General features: G+C 73.2%; 17 protein-coding genes. 11 read left to right on the plus strand and 6 right to left on the minus strand.

What is annotated here, in order from left to right; translation table 11 throughout:
* Nucleotides 1-123: 123 nt before the first annotated feature.
* Together AMK26_RS25520 and AMK26_RS25525 are read right to left on the minus strand one after the other, a co-directional pair.
* Nucleotides 124-1059, minus strand: coding sequence for an A/G-specific adenine glycosylase (locus AMK26_RS25520; protein WP_073757013.1), 936 nt, complete (start codon nucleotides 1057-1059; stop codon nucleotides 124-126).
* A gap of 25 nt (nucleotides 1060-1084) precedes the next feature.
* A complete protein-coding gene (locus AMK26_RS25525) occupies nucleotides 1085-1750 on the minus strand; it encodes a phosphatase PAP2 family protein (RefSeq protein ID WP_079277794.1) in 666 nt (221 codons plus the stop codon).
* A gap of 135 nt (nucleotides 1751-1885) precedes the next feature.
* Here AMK26_RS25525 and AMK26_RS25530 point away from each other — a divergent pair, with 135 nt between their 5' ends.
* Nucleotides 1886-2728 (plus strand): hypothetical protein, encoded by an 843-nt coding sequence (locus AMK26_RS25530; RefSeq protein ID WP_073757014.1) that lies wholly within the window; start codon nucleotides 1886-1888, stop codon nucleotides 2726-2728.
* A gap of 12 nt (nucleotides 2729-2740) precedes the next feature.
* Here AMK26_RS25530 and disA read toward each other — a convergent pair whose 3' ends face one another.
* Nucleotides 2741-3865: a DNA integrity scanning diadenylate cyclase DisA gene (disA, locus tag AMK26_RS25535; RefSeq protein ID WP_073757015.1), complete on the minus strand. Its 1125-nt coding sequence runs from the start codon at nucleotides 3863-3865 to the stop codon at nucleotides 2741-2743.
* 688 nt (nucleotides 3866-4553) lie between these two features.
* Nucleotides 4554-5960: a DNA repair protein RadA gene (gene radA / locus AMK26_RS25540; protein WP_073757016.1), complete on the minus strand. Its 1407-nt coding sequence runs from the start codon at nucleotides 5958-5960 to the stop codon at nucleotides 4554-4556.
* Nucleotides 5961-6158: 198 nt separating this feature from the next.
* On the opposite strand from radA, the gene AMK26_RS25545 reads away from it, so the two are divergent.
* Complete coding sequence (locus AMK26_RS25545; protein ID WP_073757017.1) at nucleotides 6159-7955, plus strand: BACON domain-containing protein; 1797 nt, start codon at nucleotides 6159-6161, stop codon at nucleotides 7953-7955.
* A 9-nt stretch (nucleotides 7956-7964) separates the two neighbouring features.
* Here the strand turns inward: AMK26_RS25545 and AMK26_RS25550 are convergent, their stop codons facing one another.
* Nucleotides 7965-8795, minus strand: a complete 831-nt coding sequence (locus AMK26_RS25550; RefSeq protein ID WP_073757018.1) for a hypothetical protein — start codon at nucleotides 8793-8795, stop codon at nucleotides 7965-7967.
* A 39-nt stretch (nucleotides 8796-8834) separates the two neighbouring features.
* Between AMK26_RS25550 and AMK26_RS25555 the strand changes: the two genes are divergently transcribed.
* The 4 genes from AMK26_RS25555 to ilvD all read left to right on the plus strand — a co-directional run bounded on the left by AMK26_RS25555 (nucleotide 8835) and on the right by ilvD (nucleotide 13370).
* The gene (locus AMK26_RS25555) at nucleotides 8835-9767 is read left to right on the plus strand and encodes a Ppx/GppA phosphatase family protein (RefSeq protein WP_073757019.1); all 933 of its coding nucleotides are present in this window, start codon (nucleotides 8835-8837) and stop codon (nucleotides 9765-9767) included.
* Between the two features lie 44 nt (nucleotides 9768-9811).
* Nucleotides 9812-10618 carry a sugar phosphate isomerase/epimerase family protein gene (locus AMK26_RS25560; protein WP_073757020.1) on the plus strand — a complete coding sequence of 269 codons (807 nt, stop codon included), beginning with the start codon at nucleotides 9812-9814 and terminating at the stop codon, nucleotides 10616-10618.
* A 175-nt stretch (nucleotides 10619-10793) separates the two neighbouring features.
* Nucleotides 10794-11402: a TetR/AcrR family transcriptional regulator gene (locus tag AMK26_RS25565; protein WP_073757021.1), complete on the plus strand. Its 609-nt coding sequence runs from the start codon at nucleotides 10794-10796 to the stop codon at nucleotides 11400-11402.
* Between the two features lie 114 nt (nucleotides 11403-11516).
* A complete protein-coding gene (gene ilvD, locus AMK26_RS25570; protein WP_073757022.1) occupies nucleotides 11517-13370 on the plus strand; it encodes a dihydroxy-acid dehydratase in 1854 nt (617 codons plus the stop codon).
* Here the strand turns inward: ilvD and AMK26_RS25575 are convergent, their stop codons facing one another.
* Nucleotides 13371-15500: a serine/threonine-protein kinase gene (locus tag AMK26_RS25575; RefSeq protein ID WP_073757131.1), complete on the minus strand. Its 2130-nt coding sequence runs from the start codon at nucleotides 15498-15500 to the stop codon at nucleotides 13371-13373.
* Between the two features lie 150 nt (nucleotides 15501-15650).
* On the opposite strand from AMK26_RS25575, the gene AMK26_RS25580 reads away from it, so the two are divergent.
* The 5 genes from AMK26_RS25580 to proC all read left to right on the plus strand — a co-directional run bounded on the left by AMK26_RS25580 (nucleotide 15651) and on the right by proC (nucleotide 19014).
* Entirely contained in the window at nucleotides 15651-15974 is a 324-nt protein-coding gene (locus AMK26_RS25580; protein WP_073757023.1) for a hypothetical protein, read from the plus strand.
* 34 nt (nucleotides 15975-16008) lie between these two features.
* Complete coding sequence (locus AMK26_RS25585) at nucleotides 16009-16530, plus strand: hypothetical protein (RefSeq protein WP_073757024.1); 522 nt, start codon at nucleotides 16009-16011, stop codon at nucleotides 16528-16530.
* A 68-nt stretch (nucleotides 16531-16598) separates the two neighbouring features.
* Complete coding sequence (locus tag AMK26_RS25590) at nucleotides 16599-17366, plus strand: ABC transporter ATP-binding protein (RefSeq protein WP_073757025.1); 768 nt, start codon at nucleotides 16599-16601, stop codon at nucleotides 17364-17366.
* Entirely contained in the window at nucleotides 17363-18100 is a 738-nt protein-coding gene (locus tag AMK26_RS25595) for an ABC transporter permease (RefSeq protein ID WP_073757026.1), read from the plus strand. Before AMK26_RS25590 ends, AMK26_RS25595 begins: the two co-directional genes overlap by 4 nt.
* A 104-nt stretch (nucleotides 18101-18204) precedes the next feature.
* On the plus strand, nucleotides 18205-19014 hold the full coding sequence (proC, locus tag AMK26_RS25600; protein ID WP_073757027.1) for a pyrroline-5-carboxylate reductase: 810 nt from the start codon (nucleotides 18205-18207) through the stop codon (nucleotides 19012-19014).
* Nucleotides 19015-19684: the final 670 nt, after the last annotated feature.

The following is a 19684-nucleotide window of genomic DNA, read 5'->3' on the forward strand; positions in this document are numbered from 1 at the left end:
TCACGGGGTTGTCCGCGCAGGCCGTCGGCGGACGCACGGCTGGCCATCGGTTGTGTAACAGCGATGGTGTTACGCAGCCGGGGGGCGGGCCCCGGCTCCGTACGCCTCACCCGGGCCGGGGCCTCACCCCGCCGGGAGCCGGTATCGGCCGCCGTCCAGGGGCTCGACCAGGCCGTCCGCGACCAGGCCGTCCAGGGCGCGGGCGCGCTGCACCGGGTCGTGCCAGACCGCGTCCAGCGCGGCCTGCTCCACCGGGGTCACCGCATCGCGCAGCACGGCGAGCAGCCGGCCGCGCACCTGACGGTCCGTACCCGCGTACGTCTGGCCGCGCCGGGCCGGGCCGTCGTGGGCCGGCTTGCCCGCCAGCCACCAGGCGCACTGCCGGGCGATCGGGCACCGCGCGCAGTCCTCGTTGCGGGCGGTGCACACCAGGGCGCCCAGCTCCATGGAGGCCGCCGCCCAGCGGGCCGCCGTCCGCTCGTCGTCCGGCAGCAGCGCGCGCGCCAGCTTCCGCTCGGCGGCGGTCGTGGCGTTCGGGGGGTACTGCACACCCGTCACCGACCGGGCGAACACCCGCCGCACGTTGGTGTCCAGCACGGCATGACGCTGCCCGTACGCGAACGACGCCACCGCCGCGGCCGTGTACTCGCCGATGCCCGGCAGCGCGAGCAGCTGCGCGTGATCGCTCGGTACGTCGCCGCCGTGCCGTTCCGTTATCGCCACCGCCGCGCCGTGCAGCCGCAGCGCGCGGCGCGGATAGCCGAGCCGGCCCCAGGCGCGCACGGCCTCACCGGGGGCGTCGGCGGCCAGGTCGGCGGGGCGGGGCCAGCGGGCCAGCCACTGCTCGTACACCGGGAGCACCCGGCCGACCGGGGTCTGCTGGAGCATGAACTCGCTGACCATCACCCCCCAGGCGCCGGCCTCGGGGCGGCGCCAGGGGAGGTCGCGGGCGTTCTGCTCGAACCAGGCGAGCACGGGCGCGTGCAGGCCGACGGCGTCGGGCCCGGTCGTGGGGGTCGCTTCGGGCCAGGTTTCGGGGGTGGAGGGGATCGCAGTCATGGCACCCCCGATCCTGGCACGTTCCTCAGGAACGGCGGTGCATCGGCTCCCGGCGCCGCCGGGACACGGCGCGGTCCGTAACCGTCGTGGGAACGGCGGGCCCGGCCCCGGCCAGCCACGTGGCGGCGGCCGACCGGCTCATCCGCATCGTGTCGGTCAGCGCCCGGGCCGGCCCGGTCAGCAGCGTGACGAACAGCACCGTGGCCAGGGCGCCCAGCACCAGGCCGGCCGCCACGTCGTGCGGGTAGTGCACACCGACGAAGACCCGGGAGAAGGCCATGAGCAGCGCCATCGGCACGGTCAGCCAGGCGATCCCGCGCCAGGCCAGGGCCAGCGCGACGGCGGCGGCACCGGCGATGGCCGAGTGGTTGCTCGGGAAGGACCAGTCGCCGTACGGCGGGCACTGAACGATCGAGGCGGCTGCCCCGGCCACCGCGCGGCACGGGCGCTCCTCGTCCACCACCGACTTCAGCAGCTCGCTGACCACGTACCCGAACGCGGTGCCCAGCGGCGCGAGAACGGCGAGCGCCATGGCCCGGGAGTCGGCGGGGCGCGCCCGCCACCAGCCGGCGACGAACAGCACGCCGAACAGCAGCAGGCCGGCCTCCGTCCACAGCTCGGCGAGCAGCCGCAGCCAGCCCGGGCTGTCGTGCGCGAGATCGGTGATGTCGAGGTAGAGGTCCTGGCTCATGGCTACGGACGGTACCTGGCGTCCGGAACGCTTCCGACCGCAGTAGGAGCGTTCGGGTGTGATCATCGGCAAAACTTGGTGCACGGGCGGCGGGTGGGGCGGGAGTTGGCACAGATCTCTCGTACAGTTTGGGCCGTGGGATCTCTGCGCAATCCGGTCGGGCCGCTTCCCTCCTCCATCTACTGGCGACGGAGGGCAGTCGCGGCGAGTCTGGTCGCGCTGCTCGCGCTGCTGATCGTATGGTTCGTCAGTTCCGGCGACGACGACGGGAAGAAGGGCAGCGGCAGCTCCAACGGGGCCGCTCCCGCGACCTCCATCACCCCGGGCCCGTCCCGGCCCGGTCCGGCGATCAGCGAACAGCCGGGCGGACGCGACGAGTCGGGACCCGGGGAGGGCGGCGACGGTGGCGCGGACGGGGGCGCCGACGGCGGCAAGAACGGCGACACGGCGTCGCCGGGCGGCGCGGACGGTGACGGTACGGGATCGGCCCCCGGCGGCACGGGCGGCGACACCGGCGCGGGAGGCGACACGGGGACGGGCACCGGCACCGGCTTTCAGGTCCCGGCGAACTCCCCGCTCCCCAACTGCGCCCCCGGCTCACTGAAGTTGACGCTGCGCAGTGTCAAGGTGAGCTACGCGCCCGGCGAGAAACCCCGCTTCCAGCTGGTCGCCCGCAACACGTCCGCCACCACCTGCAAGGCCGACCTCGGGCCGAAGACCGCCGTGCTCACCATCAAGGACGCCGAGGCCGACCAGGTCTGGTCGTCGAAGGACTGCCCGCGCGGATCCGGCACCCTGTGGCTGCGCGTCCCGGCGGGCGGGAGCGTCACGCACACCGTCGAATGGGACCGCCACCAGAGCGCGCCGCGCTGCGCGACACCGCCCGCGGCGGCCGCCGGGCCGGGCACCTACCTGCTGGAGGCGACGGTGCCGGGCGTGAAGGTGATGCCGGCGTCGTTCACGCTGGCCAAGGACTGACGGCCGACCCGGCTAGACGTACCGCTCCAGGATCGACGACTCGGCGAGCCGCGACAGCCCCTCACGCACGCTGCGGGCGCGCGCCTCACCGACCCCGTCGACGGTCTGCAGGTCGTCGACGCTCGCGGCGAGCAGCTTCTGCAGGCCGCCGAAGTGCTCCACGAGCCGCTCGATGATGGCGCCGGGCAGCCGCGGCACCTTGGCCAGCAGCCGGTAGCCGCGCGGCGACACCGCCGAGTCCAGGGCCTCCGGCGAACCGGTGTAGCCCAGGGCACGGGCCACGATGGGCAGCTCCAGCAGCTCGGCGTGGCTGAGCGCGTCCAGCTCGGTCAGCGCCTCGGCGACCGTACGGGACCGCTTGGCGGTGGGCTCCGGTACGTAGTCGCGGACCACCAGCTCCCGCTCCGGCTCGACGCCCGCGATCAGCTCGTCGAGCTGGAGGGCGAGCAGGCGTCCGTCGGTGCCGAGCTCGACGACGTACTCGGCGATCTCGGTGGCGATCCGGCGCACCATCTCCAGGCGCTGGGCGACGGCGGTGACGTCCCGGACGGTCACCAGGTCCTCGATCTCCAGCGCGGAGAGCGTGCCGGCGACCTCGTCGAGGCGGAGCTTGTACCGCTCCAGGGTGGCGAGGGCCTGGTTGGCGCGCGAGAGGATCGCGGCCGACTCCTCCAGGACGCGGCGCTCACCGTCCACGTACAGGGCGATCAGCCGCATCGACTGCGACACGGAGACGACGGGGAAACCGCACTGCTTGCTGACCCGGTCCGCGGTGCGGTGCCGGGTGCCGGTCTCCTCGGTGGGGATGGACGCGTCCGGGACGAGCTGGACGCCGGCCCGGAGGATCTTGGTGATGTCCTTGTCGAGGATGAGCGCGCCGTCGAGCTTGCACAGCTCGCGCAGCCGGGTCGCGGTGAACTCCACGTCCAGCACGAACCCGCCGGTGCACATCGACTCGACCGTTTTGTCCATGCCGAGGACGATGAGGCCACCGGTGTTCCCGCGGAGGATGCGCTCCAGACCGTCGCGCAGGGACGTACCCGGCGCGACCGCACTCAAGGAAGCGCGCATCAGCGCTTCATTGCCGGAGCCCGCGCCGGACTTTCCGGGAGCTGCTGCCCCGTCCTTGGCTGCCACTGCACTCCTCCGGCTCGTACGGATGGGCGAGACCTGGGCAAAGTCTAGCGACCCCGCCAGCACCCGTAGGGCCTCCCGCTCACGCGCAGCCGTCCCCCGGGCCCGCCCCCCGCTGTGGGCACCCGTTCCGCAGGGCGGCGCGCGCTGCCCGTGCCCGGTGCGGTGCCCGTCCGCGGCGGCAGCCATGCCCGGTGGGTGGTGGGGCGTGGCCCCTCCGGGCTCACTTCCTCGAGGCCGGCGGCCTTGGGTACGTCGGAAAGGGAGCCCTTCCGGCGCCTCCCCCAAGCTCTGCGGGGGCGACCCTGCACGGCCCCGCCCCGGTCGTACGCCGACTGCGGCCCGGTGGGGCGAGGAAGCCGGGTGGCCGAGGCCGCGTGCACACGAGATCGGGCGCGCTGGCTCCGACCACGGCGAGAAGGGGCCGTGCAGGGTCGCCCCCGCAGCGGTTGGCGGCGAGAAACGGCGACGAGACCGGGTGGGCACCCCGCCGACCGCGAGGAGGTGAGCCCGGAGGGGCCCCGACCTTGGCCCACCGGCGCAAGCCACCCCGCCATCGCGGCGCGGCGCTTCCGCCCCGACCGGGCCCACCGGCCGCAACCGGCCCGGCCGCGCCGCGCGCGCCGCACGTGCCGCACCGCCCGCCGCAGCCGGCCCGGCCGCGCGCCCCGCGGGTCGCCGCGGCGCCGCGTCAGCCCCGGGGGGCCTCCTCCCGGGCGGGGGCGCGGCGCGCGCGGGGCAGGACCCGCAGCGCGTCGCCCATGTCGGCGACCTCCGTGACCTTCATGCCCGGGGGCACCTTGCCCGGGTCGACCGGGACCAGCGCGTGGGTGAAGCCCAGCCGGTGGGCCTCTGCGAGGCGGCGCTGGACGCCCGTGACGCGCCGGACCTCGCCCGCGAGGCCGACCTCGCCGATGGCGACCAGGTTCTTCGGCAGCGGGGTGTCGCTGGCCGCCGAGGCCAGGGCCAGCGCGACGGCCAGGTCGGCGGCCGGTTCGGAAAGCTTCACCCCGCCGACCGTCGCGGAGTAGATGTCGCGCTTGCCGAGGGCGGTGATCCGGCCGCGCTGCTCCAGGACGGCCAGCATCATGGAGACGCGGGACGTCTCCAGGCCGGAGGTGGTGCGCCGGGGCGAGGGGATCTGCGAGTCGACCGTGAGCGCCTGGACCTCCGCGACCAGGGGCCGGCGTCCTTCGAGGGTGACGGTCAGGCAGGTGCCGGGCACGGCCTCGGCGCGGCGGGTGAGGAAGAGGCCCGAGGGGTCGGCCAGCCCCGTGATGCCCTCGTCGTGCAGCTCGAAGCAGCCGACCTCGTCAGTGGCGCCGTACCGGTTCTTGACGCCGCGGACGAGGCGCAGCCGGGCGTGCCGGTCGCCCTCGAAGGAGAGGACGACGTCCACGAGGTGCTCCAGCAGCCGGGGCCCCGCGATGGCGCCGTCCTTGGTGACGTGGCCCACCAGGAGGGTGGACATGCCGCGCTCCTTGGAGGCGCGGATCAGCGCGCCGGCGACCTCCCGGACCTGTGCCATGCCGCCCGGCGCGCCGTCGATCTCGGGGGAGGCGACCGTCTGTACGGAGTCGAGGACGAGGAGGGACGGTTTGACGGCGTCCAGGTGCCCGAGGACGGCCGACAGGTCCGTCTCGGCCGCGAGGTACAGGTGGTCGTTCAGCGCGCCGATCCGGTCCGCCCGCAGCCGGACCTGGCTCGCGGACTCCTCACCCGTCACGTACAGCGTGCGGTGGTCGTCGCTCGCCGCCTTGGCCGCGACGTCGAGCAGGAGGGTGGACTTGCCGACGCCCGGCTCGCCCGCGAGGAGGACGACGGCGCCCGGCACCAGTCCGCCGCCCAGGACGCGGTCCAGCTCGTCCACGCCGGTCGTCCGGGCGGCGGCCTGCCGGCCGTCGACTTGACCGATCGGGAGCGCGGCGGTGGAGACGCGCCCCGCGGCAGTGGTACGGACAGCGGGCGCGCCGTACTCCTCCACCGTCCCCCATGCCTGGCACTCGGGGCAGCGGCCGAGCCATTTGGCGGTCGTCCAGCCGCATTCGGTGCAGCGGTAGGAGGGCCTGTCCTTGGTGGATTTCGTACGGGCAGCCATGCGGACGACCGTAGCGGGCCCCACTGACAACGCCGCCCGCGCGGGGCTCGCGGGGCGACCGGGACATCAGGGACGTGGGTGGGTGACCGGCGCGGAATCTGCGCGTCCTGTCCCCTTTTGAGGGATACGTTCACCCGTAAGGATTAAAAGTGCGGAAGGGGTGCGAAGGGTGTGCCCTCTACTGCCTACGGTCGCCGGGTGACAAGCAGCAGGCTGGAAACCCCCACGCACACCACCGGCGCACACCGGGCACCGCGCCGCGCGCCCCGGACCGGGCCGCGCACCCTGGCCCAGTGCCCGCCGGCGCGGTACGAGCCGTATCTGGACGGCCTGTTCACGTACTGCCTGTCCGTGCTGTCCGACCACGACGTCGCGACCACGGTGCTGGGCGACGTACTCGCCATCTCCGAGCGGCAGTTCGGGCGCTGTCCCGGCGGCGACACCGAACGGAAGGCCTGGCTCTACGCGCTCGCCCGCTGGGCCTGTCTGCGCGAACTCGGCGAACAGCGGCGGCGCGGCAAGAGGCAGGGGCAAGCGCAGAGGCAGGGACCAGGGCAGACGCAGGGCCAAGGCCAGGGACCAGGGCAGACGCAGGGCCCAGGCCAAGGGGCGCACGCGGGGCGCCCGGACGTGCCGTGCACCGACCCGCCCGTCCCCCCGGAGACCGCCGAACAGCGCCACCGCGAGCTGGCCCTGCTCGCCTGGCCCGAGGCCGCCGGCACCACCCCCGAGCAGCGCGAGGCGCTGGAACTGGCCGTACGGCACCAGCTCTCCGCCCCCCAGGTCGCCGCCGTCCTCGGCATGGAGGCCTTCGCGGCCCGCGAGTTGCTGTCCGCCGCCGCCTGCGAGGTGGAGCGCACCCGCGCCGCGCTGGCCGTCGTCGAGACCGGTAGCTGCCCGGCCGTCGCCCGGCTCACCGGCGACAACCGGGTGCTGCTCTCCGCCGCCCTGCGCCGCGAGCTGGTCCGGCACGTCGACGACTGCCCGCTCTGCCGCCGCGCCGCCGAGCGCGCCGGGGCGGGCGGCCCCTGGCCGGGCTCGTCCGTGACCCCCGCGAAACTGCCGCTCGTCGAGGCGCCGAGGGCGGCGGCGTACGTCGCGATGCTGCACGTCCCGCGTGCCCGGTCGGGTGGCCCGCGGTTCGGGCGCGACGGCTTCCCCCTGGACCCCAAGGACCACGCGGCCCGCCGCGACCGGATGCGGGCGCGGGCGGTGACGACCACCGTCGTGGCCACCGTGGTCGCGGCGCCGGTGCTCGCCCTGTGGGCGGCGTACCGGGGCGCGCCGCTGACGGGGGAGGGGCACGACGGTTCGTCGGTCAGCGCGGCCGACGCCGACGACCGGGGCGCGCGGGGGGCGGAGGGCCGCCCCGACCACTACGAGAACGCGGGCAGCGCCCGTACCGAACGCGGTGGCCGCCCCGCGCCCGGCGGCTCGCCGCACGTCTCCGTCGAGGTGGTCAGCACCGGCACGCCCCCTCCGCCGGCCGCCCCCGGCCGCCCGGGCCCCGGCCGTATCACGGTCACCGCGCAGCCGTCCGACGGCGACACCACGATGCTCACGCTCACCGCCTCGGGCGGCGCGCCGGTGGCCTGGTCCCTGTGGACGGACGCCCCATGGCTCTACGCCAGCCGCTCCTCCGGCCTGCTCTCCCCCGGGCAGTCGGTCACGGTGTACGTCTCCGTCGACCACACCCGCGAACCGGCGGGCGCCTGGACCGCCCGCGTCGGGGTCGACCCGGCGGGCGCGGTGGTGGAGATCGACGGCCGCGGCGCGTTCCGCCCGCCGTCCCGCCCCGGGCACGGCCCGCGCCCGGCCCCGTCCATGCCGGCGACCACCCCACCGCCGTCCCAGGACCCGGACCCCGACCCGGATCCGACGCCGACCCCGCCGCACACCCCGCCGCCGACGACCCCGCCGCCCTCGCCCGACCCCACGCCCTCGGACACCCCGCCGCCCACGGCGAGCCCGTCGACGGACCCGTCGCCGAGCTGACCGCGCCGGCTAGAGCACCGGGTCCGCCGGGTGCGGGGCCACCAGCGGGAGCTGCGACGCCAGGCGGGCCTCGCACAGCTCGACCAGCACGTCGTACGCCGCCTTGCCCATCAGCTCCGTCAGCTCCGGGCGGTACGTCACGTACACCGGCTCCCCGGCCCCGTGCGCCGACGTCGCCGACGTGCACCACCAGTGCAGGTCATGGCCGCCCGGGCCCCAGCCACGGCGGTCGTACTCGCCGATCGAGATCTGCAGCACGCGCGTGTCGTCGGGGCGGTCGATCCAGTCGTACGTACGCCGCACCGGCAGCTGCCAGCAGACGTCCGGCTTCGTCTCCAGCGGCTCGCGGCCCTCCCGCAGCGCCAGGATGTGCAGCGCGCAGCCCGCGCCGCCCTTGAAGCCCGGGCGGTTCTGGAAGATGCACGAGCCCTCCCAGCGGCGCGTCTGCCGCTCACCGTCCTCGTCGAGCTGCACCCACCCGCCGGCGGACGTGCCCTCGTCGTGGAACTGCCACAGCTCCGGCGTGAGCCGTGCCACGTGCGACGCGACGCGCTGCTCGTCGTCCTCGTCCGAGAAGTGCGCGCCCAGCGTGCAGCAGCCGTCGGCCGCGCGCCCCGCCTGGATGCCCTGGCAGCCGCTGCCGAAGACGCAGCTCCAGCGTGACGTCAGCCACGTCAGGTCGCAGCGGAAGACCTGCTCGTCGTCGGCCGGGTCCGGGAACTCCACCCACGCACGGGCAAAGTCCAGCCCCTTTTCATCGGAAACATCGGAAATAGCGGAAACAACGGAAACATCCGGTACCGCGGGCTTCGCGGGCTTCGCCTTCTTCGTCTTTGGCACACACCAAGCGTATGCGCCGGGCGCAGTAGCGTTCAGGGCATGAGACTCGGAGTCCTCGACGTCGGTTCGAACACAGTGCACCTGCTGGTGATGGACGCCCACCCCGGCGCCCGGCCGCTGCCCGCCCACTCCCACAAGGCGGAGCTGCGGCTCGCCGAGCTGCTCGACGCGGACGGCGCCATCGGCGAGCACGGCATCGAGCGGCTCATCACCATCACCCACGACGCGCTGCGCACCGCCGAGGACAAGGGCTGCGAGGAGGTCCTGCCCTTCGCGACCTCCGCCATCCGCGACGCGGCCAACGCCGACGCCGTACTGAAGCGGATCAAGGACGAGACGGGCGTCGACCTCCAGGTCCTCTCCGGTGAGGAGGAGGCCCGCCTCACCTTCCTGGCCGCGCGCCGCTGGTTCGGCTGGTCAGCGGGGAAGCTGCTGCTCCTGGACATCGGCGGCGGCTCCCTGGAGATCGCGTACGGCATCGACGAGGAGCCCGACGCGGCCGTCTCCCTGCCGCTGGGCGCCGGACGGCTGACCGCCGGCTGGCTGCCCGGCGACCCGCCGGACCCCGCCGACGTGAAGGCGCTGCGCCGCCACGTACGGGCGCAGATCGCCCGCACGGTCGGTGAGTTCGCCCGCTTCGGCAGGCCGGACCACGTCGTCGCCACGTCCAAGACGTTCAAGCAGCTCGCCCGGATAGCCGGCGCGCCGGGATCGGGCGAGGGTCTGTACGTGGAGCGGGTGCTGAGTCGTACGTCACTGGAGGAGTGGGTCCCCAAGCTCGCCGCCATGACCGCCGAACAGCGCTGCACCCTCCCCGGGGTCTCCGAGGGCAGGGCGCCGCAGCTGCTGGCGGGAGCGCTGGTGGCGGAGGGTGCGATGGACCTGTTCGGGGTCGAGGAACTGGAGATCTGCCCATGGGCCCTGCGCGAGGGAGTCATCCTGCGTCGGCTGGACCACCTCCCGACTCCGTAGCCGGTGCCCGTACTCTGTCCCTCGTGGCTGAAACGTCGGAATCAGTGGTGCGCATCCCGGATGCGAAGGTCGCCCTGTCGACGGCCTCGGTCTATCCGGAGTCGACGGCGACCGCCTTCGAGATCGCCGCACGCCTCGGCTACGACGGCGTCGAGGTCATGGTGTGGACCGACCCCGTGAGCCAGGACATCGAGGCGCTGCGCCGCCTGTCCGACTACCACCAGGTGCCCGTCCTCGCGGTCCACGCGCCGTGCCTGCTGATCACCCAGCGGGTCTGGTCGACCGACCCGTGGGTGAAGCTGCAGCGCGCCCAGGCGGCGGCGGAGAAGCTCGGCGCGTCGACGGTCGTCGTGCACCCGCCGTTCCGCTGGCAGCGCCAGTACGCCCGGGACTTCACCGACGGCATCTGGCGGATGGCGAACGAGACGGACGTACGCTTCGCCGTCGAGAACATGTACCCGTGGCGCTACCGGGACCGGGAGATGCTCGCGTACGCGCCGGAGTGGGACGTCAGCAAGGACGACTACCGCCACTACACGATCGACCTCTCGCACACCGCGACCGCCCGCGTCGACGCCCTGGACATGGCGGGCCGCATGGGCGACCGCCTCGGCCACGTCCACCTCGCCGACGGGCGCGGCTCCGCGAAGGACGAGCACCTGGTCCCGGGACGCGGCACGCAGCCGTGCGCCGAATTGCTGGAGCACCTGGCGCGGTCCGGCTTCGACGGCCACGTCGTGATCGAGGTCAACACGCGGCGCGCGATGTCCGCGGCCGAACGCGAGGCCGACCTGGCGGAGGCCCTGGCCTTCACCCGCCTCCACCTCGCGTCCTCGGCCCGCATCCGATGACCCCACCCCCCGCCCCACCACCCCGCCGCCCCGGCGAGCCGCCTGTGCCCCCGCCCGCCGGGGCTCCGACGGGGCCTTGCGGCCGGGCGCCTGTGTGCCCATCCCGCCGGGCGCCGGTACGGCCCCTCGCCGGTACGCCGGAGGACCCGCCCGGCCGGGCTCCGGTGAGCGTCACGTGAGCGGCGTGCGCAGAGGGCGGGGCCGGCCGGCCAGGGGTGAGGGTGCCGAGGGGCCGGGGGCGCGGGAGCGCATCCTGGAGGCGGCCCGCGCCGAGTTCGCCGAGCGCGGTTACGACAAGACCTCCGTACGCGGCATCGCCAAGGCGGCGGGCGTGGACCCGGCTCTCGTCCACCACTACTTCGGTACGAAGGACGAGGTCTTCGCCGCCGCCATCGAGGTCTCCTTCGAGCCCGCGCTGATCCTCCCGGCGATCATCGGCGAGTCCACCGAGGGCGTCGGCGAGCGGCTCGCCCGCTACTTCATCGGCGTCTGGGAGAACCCGGCCACCCGCGCCCCCCTCCTCGCCATCATCCGTTCCGCGCTCACCCACGAGGCCGCGGCGAAGGTGCTGCGCGGCTTCGTGCTGCGGCGGGTGCTGGAGCGGGTGGCCGACGACCTCGACGTACCGAACCCGAAGTTCCGGGCGGAGCTGGCCGCCTCGCAATTGATCGGCATCGCGATCCTGCGGTACGTCGTGCGGGTGGAGCCGCTGGCGTCCGCCCACCCCGACGAGATCGTCGCCATGGTCGCCCCGACGCTCCAGCGGTACCTGACCGAAGCCTGACCGGAGCCTGACCGAAGGCTGATCTCCTCGTCCCGCGATCCGGACGCCCTGTCCAGATCTTGGAGCTGGGGCGTACGCTCGAAGAGTCACATCTGTCTGAAGGAGCGAGCGACGATGCCCGAGCTGAGGTCCCGCACTGTCACCCACGGCCGCAATATGGCGGGCGCCCGCGCCCTTATGCGGGCCTCCGGTGTACCGGGCGCGGACATCGGCCGCAAGCCGATCATCGCCGTGGCCAACTCCTTCACGGAGTTCGTGCCGGGCCACACCCACCTCCAGCCGGTCGGCCGGATCGTCTCCGAGGCGATCAGCCAGGCCGGCGGCATCCCGCGCGAGTTCAACACGATCGCCGTCGACGACGGCATCGCCATGGGCCACGGCGGCATGCTGTACAGCCTCCCCTCCCGCGACCTGATCGCGGACAGCGTCGAGTACATGGTCGAGGCGCACTGCGCCGACGCCCTGATCTGCATCTCCAACTGCGACAAGATCACGCCCGGCATGCTGATGGCCGCCCTGCGCCTCAACATCCCGACGGTCTTCGTCTCCGGCGGCCCGATGGAGGCCGGCAAGGCCACCCTCGTCGACGGCACGGTCCGTACGCTCGACCTGGTCGACGCGATGTCGGACGCCGTCAACGACAAGATCTCCGACGAGGACATGCTCCGCATCGAGGAGAACGCCTGCCCGACGTGCGGCTCCTGTTCCGGCATGTTCACCGCCAACTCGATGAACTGCCTGACCGAGGCGATCGGCCTGTCCCTGCCCGGCAACGGCTCGACCCTCGCCACCCACACGGCCCGCCGCGCCCTGTACGAGAACGCCGCCCGTACGGTCGTCGAGCTGACCGACCGCTACTACGCCCAGGGCGACGAGTCCGCCCTGCCGCGCAACATCGCCACCATGGCGGCCTTCGAGAACGCCATGGCCCTCGACATCGCCATGGGCGGCTCCACCAACACGATCCTGCACCTGCTGGCCGCCGCCCAGGAGGCGGGCGTCCCCTTCGGGCTGGAGGAGATCGACGCCGTCTCGCGCCGCGTGCCGTGCCTGGCCAAGGTCGCGCCGAACGTCGCGAAGAACCGCACGTACTACATGGAGGACGTGCACCGCGCCGGCGGCATCCCCGCCCTGCTCGGCGAGCTGCACCGCGCCGGACTGCTCAACGAGGACGTGCACTCCGTCCACAGCCCGTCGCTCGCCGACTGGCTCAAGACGTGGGACGTGCGCGGCGGCTCGCCGTCGGCCGAGGCCGTCGAGCTGTGGCACGCCGCCCCGGGCTGCGTCCGCTCCGCCGAGGCGTTCTCGCAGTCCGAGCGCTGGGACTCGCTGGACACCGACGCCGCCGAGGGCTGCATCCGCTCCGCCGAGCACGCGTACTCCAAGGACGGCGGCCTCGCGGTCCTGAAGGGCAACCTGGCCGTCGACGGCTGCGTCGTGAAGACGGCCGGTGTCGACGAGTCGATCTGGACCTTCGAGGGCCCGGCGGTCGTCTGCGAGTCGCAGGAGCAGGCCGTCGAGAAGATCCTGCTCAAGGAGGTCAAGGAGGGCGACGTCGTCGTCATCCGCTACGAGGGCCCCAAGGGCGGCCCCGGCATGCAGGAGATGCTCTACCCGACCTCGTACCTGAAGGGCCGGGGCCTGGGCAAGGCCTGCGCGCTGATCACCGACGGCCGCTTCTCCGGCGGTACGTCGGGCCTGTCGATCGGCCACGCGTCGCCGGAGGCGGCCAGCGGCGGCACGATCGCGCTGGTCGAGGACGGCGACCGGATCCGTATCGACATCCCGAACCGCTCCATCGAGCTGCTCGTCGACGACGCCACGCTGGCGGCCCGCCGGGAGGCGCTCGGCGGCGTGTACGCGCCGAAGAACCGCGACCGCAAGGTGTCGGCGGCGCTGCGGGCGTACGCGGCGATGGCCACGAGCGCCGACAAGGGCGCGGTCCGGGACGTCAGCAAGCTCGGCTGATCACCACGCCGCCGGGTCGTCCGCCTTCACCGCGAAGACGGACCCGTCGGGCGCCGTCGCGAACACCGTGCCGTTCGCGACGGCGGGCGCGGGCAGCAGCGGCGCGAACGTGTAGCGCCCGCCGTCCATGCGCGGCTTGGTCATCCCCAGCAGTACGCCGCGCTCGGCGTCCACGGCCAGCAGCCGCCCGTCGGCCGCCGCCAGGTGGACGTGCCCGCCCGCCACGACCGGGCGGGACGCCCGCGTCACCCCGGTCTCCAGGCGCCAGCGCTGCTCGCCTCCACCGGCGGTGTCCACGGCGAGCAGCGAACCGCCCGATCCGATGACGTACACCGTCTCCCCCGCCATCACGGCCTGCGCCTGGTCCACGGGGACGGTGAGCGACACGCGCCGGGCCGTCCGGTCGGCGGTGTCCAGCGTGACGACCGCGTCGGTGTAGAGGTCCGCGTCGGTCGACAGGAGCAGCAGCGCGTCCTTCGACGCCTGTACGGGGCTGAGGGCGCCGCTCGTCCGCTTGGTCCACCGCACCCGCCCGCCGTCCGCCGGGTCGACCGCGCTCACGAGCGTGGACGTCGCGTCGGGCGAGGCGGCCGCCGCGTACGCGACACCGTCCCCGCTCACCCATTGCGCGCCGGGCGCCGCGAGCCGCCGCTGGGTCCAGCGCTCGTCGCCGGTCGCGCCGTCCAGGGCGCGCACGGTGCCGTCCGCCGCCACGAGCAGCACGGTGTCGCCCGTGTGCAGGACGTTCGTGTACGCGGAGACGTCCGTGCTCCACCGGGTGTCGCCGGTGTCCGGGGCGAGCGCTTCGAGGCGGGCGCGGCCGGGGGTGACCACATGGACCAGCCCGCCGGAGAGCACGGGTGCGGCGTCGCCCGCCTCCGCTCCCGCCACAGTCCAGGTGGTGGCCCCATCGGCAGGGCTGAGGCGGGCCGCCTTGACGCCGGGGGCGGTGCAGTAGAGGGCGGCGTCCGCGGCGGTGCACAGGGGCGTCAGGTTCTCGCCGCCGCCGGTGCCCAGCGTGGTGGCCCAGGGGCGGAACTGCGGGGCGGGGGCGCTCCGGGCTGCGGTCGTGGACGGCTCGTCCGCCAGGCCGCCCCGCACCGCGACGACCCCGGCCGCGATCACGGCGGCGAGGACGGCGAGCCCCGCGGCCCAGCGCAGCCGGCGCCCACGGCGCGCCACCGCGCCCGAAGCCGCGCGCGAACCCGTGCCCGGTCCCGCGTCGGCCCCCTCCTCCCCCTCCGGCTCCGCCCCGTTCCTCCGCTGACCCGGTATGAACCCCGGAGCCGCGAGCCCGCCCTCCGGCTCACCGGCCCGCAACTCACCCATCAGCTCGTCCGCCGTGGGCCGCTGGGCCGGGTCCTTCGCCAGGCAGCGCTTCAGCAGCGGGACCAGGTCCTCCGGCACACCGGCCAAGTCGGGCTCGTTGTGGACGACCTGGTAGGCCACGATGTACGGGGAGTTCGAGTCGAACGGGCCGCGCCCGGTCGCCGCGTGGACCAGGACGGCGCCCATCGCGAACACATCGGCGGCCGGCCCCACATCGCGCGGCCGCTGGAACTGCTCGGGCGCCATGAACGGCGGCGTCCCGATCAGCTTCCCCGTCTCCGTCCGCAGATCGCTGTCCGCGGGCCGTGAGATCCCGAAGTCGATGACCTTCGGTCCGTCGGCGGCCAGCAGGACGTTGCTGGGCTTCAGGTCGCGGTGCACCACACCGGCCCGGTGGATGTCGCGCAGCGCCTCGGCGAGCCCGGCCCCGACCCTCCGCAGTTCCACGGAGCCCAGGCGGCCGTTCCGCTTCACCCGCTCCGACAGGGTCGGCCCGTCGATGAACAAGGTGGCCATCCAGGGCCGCTCGGCGTCCGGATCCGCGTCCACGACGGGCGCGGTGAACGCGCCACTGACCCGCCGGGCGGCCATGACCTCCTGCCGGAAACGCGCCCTGAACTCGGCGTCCGCCGCATGCTCCGCGTGGACCACCTTCACCGCGAGCCGCAGCCCCGAGCCGGATCTGGCCAGGTGGACGACACCCATGCCGCCCGAGCCCAGGCACTCCTCCAGCCGGTACCGTCCCGCGTACTGCGGGTGCTCCGCTTCCGGAACCGGTCCGGTACTGCGCAACGGCGGCATCGCCACCCCCGTGTGTGTTCGTCCGCGCGCGTCCCGCATCCAGCGCGACGCACGGAGCCTAGTCGATGATGCGTGCGATGCCTTCAGGGCTTGCTAGCCTGCGCGCGGCGCGCGTGCACGGGGCACGCGCCCGGAACGGGGGAGGGCCACATGGCCATGGAAGAAGCGACGGAAGAAGCGACGGCGGAAGCAACGGCGGGAGCCGTCGAGACCGCGGCGTACACCGTGAAGCGCTACCCGGTGGCGCCCGGCTACCGGATCAACGTACGCAGCGGCCCGGGCACCCAGTACAGCGTGGTGAAGGTCCTGGCCGAGGGCGTCCGCGTCCCGATCAACTGCCAGAAGCCGGGAACGACCGTCACCGGCCCGTACGGCACGTCCAACCTGTGGGACAACATCGCCAACGGCCAGTTCGTGTCCGACGCCTACGTGAACACGGGCACCGACGGCTACGTCGCCGTGCGCTGCTCCTGACCGCTCCACGGCCCGCCCGGGGATAATCGACCCCGTGAGCGACCACACCAGCAACACCCACACCACCACCAGCAGCACACCCGCCGGGCCGCAGCCCGAACCCATCCGCTTCTTCGGCACGACCTGGGTCGGCCACGACGGCGGATACGGGCTGCGGCGCGCCGGTGTCGCCGTCGGCTCGCTCGCCTCCGCCGTGGCCGGGGCGTTCGTCCTCCGCTTCGCCTACGAGGGCCTGGCCGTCGCCGATGTCGGCAGCTTCGTCAACGGCCTGGTCGTCGTGATGTTCGCCGTGTGCACCGCCATCGCCTTCAGCAGGACGTGGCAGGGCTTCACCCGCCGCCCGGCCGACCCGGCCCGTGAGGACGCACTGCGCAGCCTGAAGGCGATCGGCTTCCTCGGCTCCCTCCTCGCGTACTTCCTCCGCTCCCTGACCGAAGCGCCCGGCGAGAAACTGCTGCGCGCCGAGTACGAGACGGCCCTCGCCCAGTACGAGAAGCGCTGCTCCACCCGCACGGGCAACCCGGCCGCCCGCAAGAGGAACCGCAAGCGCCCCTAGGCCCCGGCGGGCATGCCCTGACGCAGCGCACCTTGACGCCCTCCTCTCCCGCGCCCAGTATTCATCACATGGTGAATTTCTCAGGCCGTGCTGTCGAAGCCCGCGGCCTCACCGTCGTCCGCGGCACACGCACCGTCCTGCGCGGCCTCGACTTCGCCGTACCGCGCGGGCAGATCACCGGCCTCCTCGGCCCCTCCGGCTGCGGCAAATCGACCCTGATGCGTGCCGTCGTCGGCACCCAGGCCAAGGTCACCGGCACCCTCACCGTCCTCGGCCACCCCGCCGGCGGCGCCACCCTCCGCGCCCGCGTCGGCTACGTCACCCAGGCCCCCTCCGTCTACGACGACCTCACCGTCCGCCAGAACCTCGACTACTTCGCCGCCGTCCTCCTCCCCGGCCGCCACCACCGCGACGCCCGCGCCGAAGCCGTCACCCGAGCCATCACCGACGTCGACCTCACCTCCCACGCCGACGCGCTCGCCGGAAACCTCTCCGGCGGCCAGCGCAGCCGCGTCTCCCTCGCCGTCGCCCTCCTCGGCACCCCCGAACTGCTCCTCCTCGACGAACCGACCGTGGGCCTCGACCCCGTCCTCCGCCGCGACCTGTGGAACCTCTTCCACCGCATCGCCGACGACCGGGGCGCCACCATCCTCGTCTCGTCACACGTCATGGACGAGGCCGAACGCTGCCACCGCCTCCTCCTCATGCGTGACGGCGAGATCCTCGCCGACGACACCCCCGAAGCCCTGTGCCGCCGCAACGACACCGCCACCGTCGAAGACGCCTTCCTCCACCTCGTCGACGCCGCCGACGCCCTCCAGGAGGCCCAGCGATGAACGTCTCCCGCACCCTCGCCACCGCCGCCCGCGTCCTCCGCCAACTGCGTCACGACCCCCGCACCATCGCCCTGGTGCTCCTGGTCCCGGTGCTGATGATCAGCCTCCTCCGGTACGTGTTCGACGGCAGCCCCGGCACCTTCGACTCCATCGGCGCCTCACTGCTCGGCATCTTCCCCTTGATCACCATGTTCCTGGTGGCCTCGATCGCCACCCTCCGCGAACGCACCTCCGGCACCCTGGAGCGTCTCCTCGCCATGCCCCTCGGCAAGGCCGACCTCATCGCCGGCTACGCCCTCGCCTTCGGCTTGCTCGCCATCGTCCAGTCCGCCCTCGCCACCGCGGCGGCACTCTGGGTGCTCGGCCTCGACGTCACCGGTTCCCCCTGGCTGCTCCTCCTGGTAGCCCTCCTCGACGCGCTGCTCGGCACCGCCCTCGGCCTCTTCGTCTCGGCCTTCGCCGCCTCCGAATTCCAGGCCGTCCAGTTCATGCCGGCCGTGATCTTCCCCCAGCTCCTCCTCTGCGGCCTTTTCACCCCGCGCGACACGATGGAGCCGGCCCTCGAAGCCCTCTCCAATGTGCTGCCCATGTCCTACGCCGTCGACGGAATGAACCAAGTGGTCCGGCACACCGACATGACCGCCGACTTCCTCCGCGACGCCCTCGTCGTCGCCTCCTGCGCCCTCCTCGTCCTCACCGTCGGCGCGGCCACCCTCCGCCGCCGCACCGCCTGACCTCCGCCGTCATCCCGTACCGCCCTTCGGACACGCGCGCCCCACCCCCGCCCCCGGTGCGAGGATGGCGATACGTACCCCCACCGGCGAGGTGAACTTCAGCCATGACCCAGACCGTCGCAGTCCTCGGTACCGGCAAGATCGGTGAAGCCCTGCTCAGCGGCATGATCCGAGCCGGCTGGCCCACCGCACACATCGTGGCCACCGCCCGCCGCAGCGACCGCGCCGAGGAGCTCCGCGCCCGGTACGGCATCGAGACCGTCACCAACGCCGAGGCCGCCAAGCGCGCCGACACGCTCATCGTGGCCGTCAAGCCGCAGGACATGGGCAAGCTCCTCGACGAACTCGCCCCCCACGTCGCCTCCGACCGTCTCGTCATCAGCGCCGCGGCCGGCATCACGACCGCTTTCATCGAAGAACGCCTCACCCCCGACACCCCCGTCGTCCGCGTCATGCCCAACACGCCCGTCCTGGTCGACGAAGGCATGTCCGTCATCTCGGCCGGCAGCCACGCCACCGGCGACCACCTGGCCCACACCGAAGAGATCTTCGGCAGCGTCGGCAAGACCCTCCGCGTCCCCGAATCGCAGCAGGACGCCGCCACCGCTCTCTCCGGCTCCGGACCGGCGTACTTCTACTTCCTCGTCGAAGCCATGACCGACGCCGGCATCCTCCTGGGCCTGCCCCGCGCCCAGGCCCACGACCTGATCGTCCAGGCCGCCATCGGCGCCGCGGTGATGCTCCGCGACAGCGGCGAACACCCGGTCAAGCTCCGCGAGGCCGTGACGTCCCCGGCCGGCACCACCATCAGCGCCATCCGGGAGCTCGAGAAGCACGGCGTACGCGCCGCCCTGATCGCCGCCCTCGAAGCCGCCCGCGACCGCAGCCGCGAACTCGCCACCGGCAACGGCTGACCAGCCGCCCCGCTCCTGGAGGGCGAAACACGAACGGCCGCCCAGGCGGCGGCCGTTGAAGCATGCACAGCCGAAGTTGACACGGCTCTGCTCGGTCCGTACTGTTCTCCGGGTTGTCCGACGTGAGCGCCGACCCCGGTCGGTCCCCGGACAGCCATTCCGCAAGAACCACTTCAAGCGAGCGACGTTCCCGTCGCCCTGCTTTCCGTGCGCTTTTGCGAAATGAGGAATCCGCGTTCGAACGAGCGCAGCCCCGATTAGCGTCGGGGCCAGGGAATCCGCTAAAGTCTCACTCGTCGGAACGGCCCAACAGTCGGAAAGACAACCCCCCGCTGACTGGGAATCAGGCCCGAAAGGATCTGATAGAGTCGGAACCGCCGGAAAGGGAAACGCGAAAGCGAAGAACAGTCCGGCAGCCCGCTCCAGCGGGTGGCAGAAACGGAAAACGGATCTGCTAAGCTGGAAACACGAAATACCGAAGGGAAGCGCCCGGAGGAAAGCCCGAGAGGGTGAGTACGAAGGAAGCGTCCGTTCCTTGAGAACTCAACAGCGTGCCAAAAATCAACGCCAGATTAGTTGATACCCCGTCCATCTTCGGATGGTCGAGGTTCCTTTGAAGAAAACACAGCGAGGACGCTGTGAACCGAGGGGATCATTCCTCCCCTCCGGT

The organism is Streptomyces sp. CB03234 (assembly GCF_001905885.1).
Taxonomy (GTDB): Bacteria; Actinomycetota; Actinomycetes; order Streptomycetales; family Streptomycetaceae; genus Streptomyces.

What these genes read in the sequence shown, in the direction of transcription:
- AMK26_RS25525 (WP_079277794.1), bottom strand. Translation starts at nt 1,750, where the DNA reads ATGAGCCAGGACCTCTACCTCGACATCACCGATCTCGCGCACGACAGC.
- AMK26_RS25590 (WP_073757025.1), top strand. Translation starts at nt 16,599, where the DNA reads ATGGTGAATTTCTCAGGCCGTGCTGTCGAAGCCCGCGGCCTCACCGTC.
- radA (WP_073757016.1), bottom strand. Translation starts at nt 5,960, where the DNA reads ATGGCTGCCCGTACGAAATCCACCAAGGACAGGCCCTCCTACCGCTGC.
- AMK26_RS25575 (WP_073757131.1), bottom strand. Translation starts at nt 15,500, where the DNA reads ATGCCGCCGTTGCGCAGTACCGGACCGGTTCCGGAAGCGGAGCACCCG.
- AMK26_RS25520 (WP_073757013.1), bottom strand. Translation starts at nt 1,059, where the DNA reads ATGACTGCGATCCCCTCCACCCCCGAAACCTGGCCCGAAGCGACCCCC.
- AMK26_RS25580 (WP_073757023.1), top strand. Translation starts at nt 15,651, where the DNA reads ATGGCCATGGAAGAAGCGACGGAAGAAGCGACGGCGGAAGCAACGGCG.
- proC (WP_073757027.1), top strand. Translation starts at nt 18,205, where the DNA reads ATGACCCAGACCGTCGCAGTCCTCGGTACCGGCAAGATCGGTGAAGCC.
- AMK26_RS25555 (WP_073757019.1), top strand. Translation starts at nt 8,835, where the DNA reads ATGAGACTCGGAGTCCTCGACGTCGGTTCGAACACAGTGCACCTGCTG.
- ilvD (WP_073757022.1), top strand. Translation starts at nt 11,517, where the DNA reads ATGCCCGAGCTGAGGTCCCGCACTGTCACCCACGGCCGCAATATGGCG.
- AMK26_RS25595 (WP_073757026.1), top strand. Translation starts at nt 17,363, where the DNA reads ATGAACGTCTCCCGCACCCTCGCCACCGCCGCCCGCGTCCTCCGCCAA.